This window comes from Streptomyces sporangiiformans, from assembly GCF_005768555.2.
GTDB classification, from domain to species: domain Bacteria; phylum Actinomycetota; class Actinomycetes; order Streptomycetales; family Streptomycetaceae; genus Streptomyces; species Streptomyces sporangiiformans.
Genome location: NZ_VCHX02000270.1, coordinates 1 through 8,962, shown reverse-complemented (window position 1 = coordinate 8,962; position 8,962 = coordinate 1). Strand labels below are relative to the sequence as shown.

8 protein-coding genes are annotated in these 8,962 nt (G+C 67.5%); 6 read left to right on the top strand and 2 right to left on the bottom strand.

The annotated features are described in order from the left end of the window. Positions 1-72: 72 nt before the first annotated feature. Positions 73-1,098, bottom strand: coding sequence for an Lrp/AsnC family transcriptional regulator (locus tag FGD71_RS35805; RefSeq protein WP_119104719.1), 1,026 nt, complete (start codon positions 1,096-1,098; stop codon positions 73-75). 144 nt (positions 1,099-1,242) lie between these two features. On the opposite strand from FGD71_RS35805, the gene FGD71_RS35800 reads away from it, so the two are divergent. Both FGD71_RS35800 and FGD71_RS35795 read left to right on the top strand, forming a co-directional pair. Then, positions 1,243-2,661, top strand: a complete 1,419-nt coding sequence (locus FGD71_RS35800; protein WP_240436933.1) for a type III PLP-dependent enzyme domain-containing protein — start codon at positions 1,243-1,245, stop codon at positions 2,659-2,661. Positions 2,662-2,807: 146 nt separating this feature from the next. Continuing rightward, entirely contained in the window at positions 2,808-4,436 is a 1,629-nt protein-coding gene (locus FGD71_RS35795) for an N-acyl-D-amino-acid deacylase family protein (protein ID WP_119104717.1), read from the top strand. Positions 4,437-4,453: 17 nt separating this feature from the next. Here FGD71_RS35795 and FGD71_RS35790 read toward each other — a convergent pair whose 3' ends face one another. Further along, positions 4,454-4,660 (bottom strand): hypothetical protein, encoded by a 207-nt coding sequence (locus FGD71_RS35790; RefSeq protein WP_119104716.1) that lies wholly within the window; start codon positions 4,658-4,660, stop codon positions 4,454-4,456. A gap of 62 nt (positions 4,661-4,722) precedes the next feature. Here FGD71_RS35790 and FGD71_RS35785 point away from each other — a divergent pair, with 62 nt between their 5' ends. The 4 genes from FGD71_RS35785 to FGD71_RS35770 all read left to right on the top strand — a co-directional run bounded on the left by FGD71_RS35785 (position 4,723) and on the right by FGD71_RS35770 (position 8,768). Beyond that, entirely contained in the window at positions 4,723-5,502 is a 780-nt protein-coding gene (locus tag FGD71_RS35785; RefSeq protein WP_240436932.1) for an amino acid ABC transporter permease, read from the top strand. Beyond that, on the top strand, positions 5,499-6,311 hold the full coding sequence (locus FGD71_RS35780) for an amino acid ABC transporter ATP-binding protein (protein WP_119104714.1): 813 nt from the start codon (positions 5,499-5,501) through the stop codon (positions 6,309-6,311). Before FGD71_RS35785 ends, FGD71_RS35780 begins: the two co-directional genes overlap by 4 nt. A gap of 30 nt (positions 6,312-6,341) precedes the next feature. Continuing rightward, positions 6,342-7,214, top strand: a complete 873-nt coding sequence (locus FGD71_RS35775) for a substrate-binding periplasmic protein (RefSeq protein WP_119104713.1) — start codon at positions 6,342-6,344, stop codon at positions 7,212-7,214. A gap of 393 nt (positions 7,215-7,607) precedes the next feature. Further along, positions 7,608-8,768 (top strand): IS256 family transposase, encoded by a 1,161-nt coding sequence (locus FGD71_RS35770; protein WP_240436934.1) that lies wholly within the window; start codon positions 7,608-7,610, stop codon positions 8,766-8,768. Positions 8,769-8,962: the final 194 nt, after the last annotated feature.

The following is an 8,962-nucleotide window of genomic DNA, read 5'->3' as shown; positions in this document are numbered from 1 at the left end:
CACCCCGTCGGCACCGACCACTCCAGAGACCGACTCAAACTGAAATCAGACGAAGGCCCGCAGAGCACCCACTCAGGCGTCCAGGAAATCCCCCACATTGGGCGCCACATACCCGACGCTGCGCCCCTCGCTGTCGAGCAGTCGGCCCATCTGATTCACGGTGTGCAGGCAGGCGGCCCGGTCCACGATGGAGAGATTTCGACAGCGCTCTGTGATCGTCGCCTCCAGTTGCGGCAGATTCCCGAGCGATCGTAGCCAGACCATCAGCAGGAGGTTCCGCTCTCCCGTAAGGGCGCAGCACAGGCGTACGTCAGGGAGCGCCGTAAGCGAGCGTGCCGTGGACTCCATGTGCTGCGGTGCCACGCTCGCCCACAGTACGGCCGAGTGCGGCCAGCCCGACAGGGACTGCGCCATCTCGCAGCGCAGCCGGAGCAACCGGCCGGTCAGCAGGCGCTTGACGCGGCGGCGCGCGGTGGGCTCGCTGATCCCGGCGCGGTCGGCGATCGCGGTGTAGGACATGCGGCCGTCCTCGTGCAGCAGCCGGAACAGCTTGCGGTCCACAGCGTCCATCCGGGCACCTCCCACCGTGGTGGACGGTGTACTGGCCAGTCCCAATGCGCGTCGCTGTGACAGTTCGAGGCTGCGCAGACGCCATCGGCTCGGCTCGCCGTAGCCCATGGTCCGTACCTCCGCCCGGTACGCCCGGACACCGGACAGCTGCCCTAGCGTGCCGCGCAGGTACGCCGACACCTCCGCGGATGTGCGCAACGTCGCCACGACCAGCAGCCCGTACATGCCTGTGAGGTGGTGGACGTAGCGCACGTGGGGCTCGGCACTCAACGCGGTGGCAATGTCGTCCAGCCGGCCGGGAACGCAATCGATCTCGATGTACACCATGCAGAACTCGCTGTGCAGGGCAGTGCCGGCCACACAGGTGACCCACGCCAGTCCCGCCTCGGCCAGCCGCTCCCAGCGGCGTGCCACAGTCACCGGATCGAGCGCGAGCGCCCCGGCCATCTGAGCCCAGGAGGCGCGCGGCGAGAGCTGGAGCGCATGGATCAGCTCCAGGTCTTTCTCATCGACGGAATCGTGCGGCATGCCTCTTCCTATCACCGTGTACGAGCTGCGTATAGGCGCCCATTCGCCTGTCGTGACGGAATGCTGCGTATCGGGAGTCGTTCCACGAAGCCTGCCGATTCTGGTAGCCCAAACACTCTGGGGGCACCGAGGAGGTCCGAGATCGTGAGGATCGCACAAGTCGATCAAGACACTGACGGCCGTCGGCAGCAGCGTGACCGAGCTGTCCGCGAGGCGGTGCGGTCCGGTCTGATCGGCCCCGCCCATGTGGCGGCGGGATTCTTGGACGCCGACGGGATCCAGGAGTCCGTGCGCGACCTCCAACGAGCCTTTGGCGACGCGCCAGTGCTGCACACGTTCGCCGCCAAGGCAGCGCCTTTGGTCCCCGTGCTGCGCCTGCTCGCCCGGTCCGGCATGGGGTGCGAGGTCGCCAGCCCGGGCGAACTCGCCCAGGCCGTCGCTGCCGACTTCCCACCGGAACGCATCGTGCTGGACTCACCCGCGAAGACCCGTGCCGAGCTGGCCGACGCGCTCGCCTTGGGAGTGGCGGTGAACGCCGACAACTTTCCCGAGTTGGACCGCATCGGCGAACTACTCGCTGTGAGCGAGAGCACCTCGGTGCTCGGGCTGCGGATCAACCCACAGGTCGGCGCCGGAGCCATCGACGCGATGAGCACCGCCTCGCTCAGCTCGAAGTTCGGCGTGCCACTGCGAGATGCCGGAGCACGGAAGCGCATCCTCAAGGCTTTCGCCGAGCGTCCCTGGCTCACTCGGCTGCACGTGCACGTCGGTTCGCAAGGCTGCTCCCTGGAGCTCATCGGCCGGGGAGTGCGCGCCGCGTACGAACTCGCCGAGGAGATCAACGCGATGGCGGGCCGGCAGCAGGTGACCAGTCTGGATATCGGCGGCGGCCTGCCGGTCAACTTTGACGACGACGAGATCCGCCCGACCTACGCGGACTACGTTCGGCAGCTGCGCGCCTCCGTTCCCGAACTCCTGGGCGGGCGCTACGACCTGGTAACCGAGTTCGGTCGTTCACTGGTCGCCAAGAACGGCTTCACGGCCGCGGTCGTGGAGTACACCAAAGACGCCGGCGGCCGCCGCATCGCGTTGACACACGCGGGCGCGCACATCGCCACCCGCACCGTCTTCATGCCGGAGGCGTGGCCGCTGCGGATCGCGGTGTACGACTCCGACGGCAAGCCCAAGCTTGCTCCGGAGCGGGTCCAGGATGTCGCGGGCCCGTGCTGTTTCGCCGGGGATCTCGTAGCCCGCGGACGCAAGCTGCCCGAACTGGCACCTGGGGACGTCGTGGTGCTGCTGGACACCGGCGGTTACTACTTCTCCTCCCCCTGGTCGTACAACAGTCTCGCCCGGCCCGCCGTACACGGCTTCACCACACGCGAATCGGACATACGGTTCGCCGCGGTCCGCCCGGAACAGACCCTCGTCGAGATCCTGGCGGAAAGCGGCGTCGACCAGGCAGACGCACTCCTCTTCAGTGACGTGGACAGCACCCCGGCCCACGCGGGCACCCCGGCCCCCGCGCGATGTGTACAGACAGAAGCCCGATCGTGGCACTGACCGAGGTTGCGACGACACCCGCTCGCCGTTTGCCCGCGGCCGGGCAGGCGGCACCCTACGCCGTTGCCGTAGCGGGACTGATCGCCACACCGACACTCGGCTTTGTTGTCGGTACCCGAACCCAACTCCACTGCGAAGGAAGAAAGTTGAACGAATTCGATGTACTCGCCGTCGGCGGTACCGTCATCGACGGCACCGGCGGCCCGGTCCGACGGGCAGATGTCGGCATCCGAGGCGACCGCATCGTCTTCCTCGGACGGGCCACGCCTCACGCCACCGCACGGGAGGTACTCGACTGCACCGGCCACGTCGTCGCGCCCGGCCTTGTCGACCTGCACTCGCACGCCGACTACACCGTGTGCGACGCGCCCGGCGCCGAAGCGTGCATCAGGCAGGGCGTCACCACCATCGTCACGGGCAACTGCGGCGCTTCCCCCTTCCCCATAACCCCCGAGCGGCGACGTGCGTGGGAGACCACGCTCGCACGCGTAGACCTCAGCACCGCCGACATGCCCTGGGAGGACTTCGACGGATTCGCACGCGCGGTGGAGGAGGCCGAACCGTGCGTCAATCTCGCCGCCCTCGTCGGCCACGCGGCCCTCCGCGTGGCCGCTGTCGGCACCGAACGGCGCCCCGCAACAGCCGACGAGACCGCCCTCATGCGCAAGCTCCTCGCCAGGGCTGCCGAACAGGGGGTGTTCGGTCTCTCCACCGGACTCATCTATGCCCCGGGGTCGTTCGCCGACACCGACGAGGTCGTGGCGCTGGCCACCGAGGCCCGGCAGGCCGGACTGCTCTACAGCACCCATGTGCGCGACGAGGGCGACCATCTCGTCGAGGCCGTGACCGAAGCTCTGGAAACCGCCCGACGCAGCGGCGTGCGCCTTCAGATCTCGCACCTCAAGGCCATGGGTCCCGCCAACCACGGCAAGGTGCACGAGGCGCTGACCCTCATCGACTCCGCCGTCGCGGAAGGAGTGGACGTGGCGTGCGATGTCTACCCCTACGCCGCCTCCTCCACCCGGCTCACCTCGCGCCTTCCCGACTGGGCGCTGGACGGCGGTCTCGACGCGCTCCTCGCCCGACTGGAGAATCCGAAGACCCGCGAGGCGATCACTTCGGAACTCCGGGCGAAGACCGGACGCACCTTCCTGCCCGAATGCACCGTCATCGCTGCGATGCCGCCGGGCCGCTACTCCTCGTGGGTGGGAAGCACGGTCCAGGACATCGCCGCTGCCACTGGCCGCGATCCAGCCGAGGCATCCCTCGACGTACTGCGCGCGCACGAGGCCCAGGTCTGGATCGTCAACCATGCAATGTCCGAGGCGGATGTGGAAACCGTGCTGCGCCACCACGGCAGCGCAGTCGTCAGTGACGGCTGGATACTGGACACCGCCGCGGACGGCAACCCCCACCCCCGTCACTTCGGTGCGTTCGCCCGGGTCCTGTCCCGGTACACCCGCGACGGCCAGGTCCTCACGCTCCAGGAGTCCGTCCGCAAGATGAGCGCGCTGCCCGCCGCTCGCCTCGGCCTCACCGACCGAGGCATCCTGAGCGAAGGAATGGTCGCCGACATCGCCGTTTTCGATCCCGAGACGGTCAGCGACACCGCCACCTTTGACGCACCGCTGTCTTATGCCGTGGGCACTCGTCACGTCCTCGTCAACGGCCGCCCCGTACTGCGTGATGGCGACTTCACGACACACCGCCCTGGCACGGTGCTCCGCAAGACGGCCGTGCGCTCCCTCTCCCACCACACAAGGAGGTCCCCGTGAGTTCCACCCTCGTCCAGTCACAGCCGACTGAGCCCCAGTCGAGAGCCTTGCACACCGCGTTCCGGGAACTTCGTGACCTTTCCGCCGCCGGCCACCATCCTCATCGTCGGCTTCGGTATCGCCGTCAGCGAGGCGAGCCGGCTGTTCCCCGCGCCGCTGTGCCGCACATACCCGACCTTCGCGCTGTCGATGACGGTGATGGGACGGTCCGCTCGGAGTTCCACGCCTCCGATTCTTCCTTCGCGCCTGGTCAGGAGTCGTGATGACCCTCTCGTCCCCTGTCTCTTTGGCTTCGAATGCTCTGGCCGACACGTTCTTCGACTGGGGCGTGATCGCCGAGACGTTTCCGCGGTTGATCTCCGAGGGCCTGCTGAACACGTTGACGATCGCCGCAGGGGCCATCGTGCTCGGTGTGGTCATCGCTCTGGCGGCCGCGATGCTGCTGCTGTCGAACCGATGGTGGGTGAGGCTGCCCGCCCGGCTCTACGTCGACGTCTTCCGCGGCCTTCCGGTGATCATCACGGTGATGCTGGTCGGTGTGGGCCTGCCCGCCGCCGGGATCCGCCCCTTCGGCACCGACCCCCTCGGCTACGCGGTCCTGGCGATCGGCATCATCTCCGGCGCGTACACCGCGGAGATCTTCCGCTCCGGCATCCAGAGCGTCGATCCCGGCCAGTTGCAGGCCGCCCGCAGCCTGGGTCTGAGCTATCTCAAGGCGATGCGCCTGGTCGTGGTGCCGCAGGGCATCCGCCGCGTGCTGCCCGCCATGACCGGCCAGTTCGTCAAGGACATCAAGGAAAGCTCGCTCGTCTACCTCCTCGGCCTAGCCGTCGGACAGCGCGAGCTCTACTTCATCGCCCAGGAGGAGGTCGCCCGTACCTACAACTCCTCACCCCTGATCGCCGCGGGCATCTGCTACCTCGCGCTGACCATCCCCATGACCTACTTCGTGAACTACCTGGACAGACGGCTGCGCGAAGGCCCCCGCCCCGACAAGACACCGGCCTCGGCCGATCCGGACCTGCCCACCACCCCGCTCCAGCCTGCCGGAGGAGAAGCCCGATGACCCCCGCCACCGCCGGTCCGAACCCAGTCGCCCCCCTGCCCGAAGCCAAGACCGAAGCCGCGCCCCGGACACCGGACGACCTCGCCGCCCTGCAGGTCAAAGGGCTCAGCAAGAGCTACGGCTCCAACACCGTGGTACGCGAGGTCACCCTCGATGTGCAGCGCGGAGAGACCCTCTGTGTGATCGGCCCGTCCGGCTCGGGCAAGTCCACCCTGCTGAAGTGCCTGAACCTGCTGGAGATCCCCGACTGTGGTGAGATCTGGCTCGGCGAGACCTGTCTGACCGCGCCGGACGCCGACGTCGACGCCGCCCGCTCCCGCGTCGGCATGGTCTTCCAGCACTTCAACCTCTTCCCGCACATGAGCGTCGAGCGCAACGTCAGCCTCGCCCTGACCTCGGTCAAGGGCATGGGCCGCGAACAGGCACGCGCCACCGCACGACGCCGCCTCGAGGAGGTCGGCCTCGCCGCCTTTGCCGAGCAGCGGCCCAGCCGGCTGTCCGGCGGGCAGCAGCAGCGCGTGGCCATCGCCCGCGCTCTGGCCATGGAGCCGGAGGTGATGCTCTTCGACGAGGCCACCTCCGCGCTCGACCCCGAACTGGTCAAGGACGTACTCGCCGTGATGCGGGATCTCGCATCGGGCGGCATGACCATGGCCGTCGTCACCCACGAAATGGGCTTCGCCCGGGAGGCCGCCGACCGCGTCGCCTTCATGTGCGACGGCCGCCTCGCCGAGATCGGCACCCCCGACCGGATCTTCGAAAGCGCCGAACACCCCCGGCTGCGCCAGTTCCTCTCCCAAATCCTCTGAACCGCCCTCCCAGCACAGAAAGTCCCAGCCATGCACATTTCCCGTAGAACACTGCTCGTCGGCGCCGTCACCACCGCGCTGCTGCTCCCCCTCACCGCCTGCGGCGGCAACAGCAATGCAGCGGACTCCGGAACAGCCAAGTACAAGGACCTGGTCAACCCCGGTGTGATCACCGCGAGCACTGTGTCCGAGCAGCCGCCCTTCGCGGTCACCGACGAGTCGGGCAAGCCCAGCGGATTCGCTATCGATCTGATGAACGAGGCAGCCAAGCGCCTCGGCGTGAAGGTCCAGTACAAGGCCACGAGCCTGCAGGGCGCGCTCACCGGCCTGACCGCCAACCAGTACGACATCGGGGTCGGCGGGTTCATCGCCGCCCCCGAGCGCAGGAAGCAGGTCGACTTCACCACCCCGTACTACTGGGGCTTCACCAAAATCCTGACCCGGAAGGGCGACAAGCAGACCAAGCTGTCGGACTTCGACGGCAAGCGGGTCGGGGTCGTCAGCGGCTCAGTGCAGGAGGACTATATGGACAAGCGCATGCCGGACGTGCGTAAGGTGAAGTTCAAGGACCACACAGCGCTCGTCACCCAGCTGCTCTCCAAAAGCATCGACGCTGCCATTCTCGGTGGTGGCGTCGCGGACACATACGCCGCGAAGTCGCCGGTACGCATCGCCGTCACACGGGAAGCCCCCCAGGGCACCGCCTTCCCCATGCGCAAGGACGGTGACCCGAAGCTGCTCAAGGACATCGACACCCAGATCAACGCGATGATCGACGACGGAACCTACATCAAGCTCTACAAGAAGTACTTCCAGGACCCGGTCAGCGCCGACCTGATCAAGGAACGACCCAAGCTCGCGAAGCAGGTCGAGAACACCAGCCTGGCCCCTTCCGAGAAGTGACACGGCCGTGGGGGCGCCTCTCAGAGGCAGCGCCCCCACCGACCGATTCTCATCACTTCTGCCTGGACAACCGTTTCGGCCAGGAACTCTTCCGCCGGCCGTTAGTAGGAGCCCGGCTCAGAGGAAGTCCGCGGGGCACCTTCAACGCGGTCACCCTCCTTCGCGAGTGGGACGGTCTGAGCTGCTCCTCGGCCCTGGACGCCTCGATTCGCCCATCACGCGCAAGGCCGAACAGTTCCAGTCCGCCCCAGGGCTCCGGGAGTGTAAATCTAACGGCGGATCCGATGATCAAGGAGACGCCTGATGAGCGAGACCATCGTCGAGAACGAGTCCGGCCAGGAGCCGGTCGTCGAGTCGGCCGCGGAGCCGGTGTCGGACGACCAGTTGATCGGGATGCTGATCGAGCGGGCCCGGTCCGAGGGCCTGCAACTGTCCGGTGAGGGCGGGCTGTTGCAGCAGCTGACCAAGCGGGTCCTGGAAGGCGCCCTGGAGGGCGAGATCACCGATCACCTCGGCTATGACAAGCACGACTCCGAGGGCCGTAACAGCGGCAACAGCCGCAACGGCACGCGGGCGAAGACCGTGCTCACGGACGTGGGGCCGGTCGAGGTGAAGGTGCCGCGCGACGTGGCCGGCACGTTCGAGCCGCAGATCGTCAAGAAGCGTCAGCGGCGGCTGACGGGCGTGGACGAGATGGTGCTGTCGCTGTCCGCGAAGGGGCTGACGCACGGCGAGATCTCCGCGCACCTGGCCGAGGTCTACGGCGCCGAGGTGTCCAAGCAGACGATCTCCACGATCACGGACAAGGTCATGGACGGCATGGCCGAGTGGCAGAACCGGCCGCTCGACCGCTTCTACCCAGTGCTGTTCGTGGACGCCATCAACGTCAAGATCCGTGACGACCAGGTCGCGAACCGTCCGATCTACGTCGTGATGGCCGTGACCGCCGAGGGCCACCGCGACATCCTCGGGATCTGGGCCGGCGACGGCGGCGAGGGCGCGAAGTACTGGCTCCACGTGTTCACCGAGCTGAAGAACCGTGGCCTGGACGACGTGCTGATGCTGGTCTGCGACGGGCTGAAGGGCCTGCCGGAGGCGGTGGAGACCGTCTGGCCCCGAACGATCGTACAGACGTGCGTCGTTCACCTACTGCGGAACAGCTTCCGTTACGCGGCCCGCCAGGACTGGGACAAGATCGCCAAGGCGCTTCGGCCCGTCTACACCGCCCCGAGCCAGGAGGCGGCCGAGGAGCGGTTCCTGGAGTTCCAGGAAGCCTGGGCCGAGTTCGTACCCTTCCTCCGCTTCGACGTCGAGATCCGCAAGGTCGTCTGCAGCACGAACGCGATCGAGAGCGTGAACGCCCGGATACGCAAGGCCGTGCGGGCCCGGGGGCACTTCCCCAACGAGGCCGCTGCCATGAAGTGCGTCTACATGGCGCTGATGTCCCTCGACCCGACGGGCAAGGGCCGCAAGCGGTGGACCCAGCGGTGGAAGGCGCCGCTGAACGCCTTCCAGATCGAGTTCGAAGGCCGACTCACCCCGACCACCAACTGAACACCACAACAACCAAGATCAGCCGTTAAGTTGACACACCCAGGGCTCCCGGTGAACGCGGCCCAGCCAGGGGGTGTCGGGCACGGGCGAGACGATATTGAGCGCCTGGGGTGGACGCCTGAGTGGGTGCTCTGCGGGCCTTCGTCTGATTTCAGTTTGAGTCGGTCTCTGGAGTGGTCGGTGCCGACGGGGTG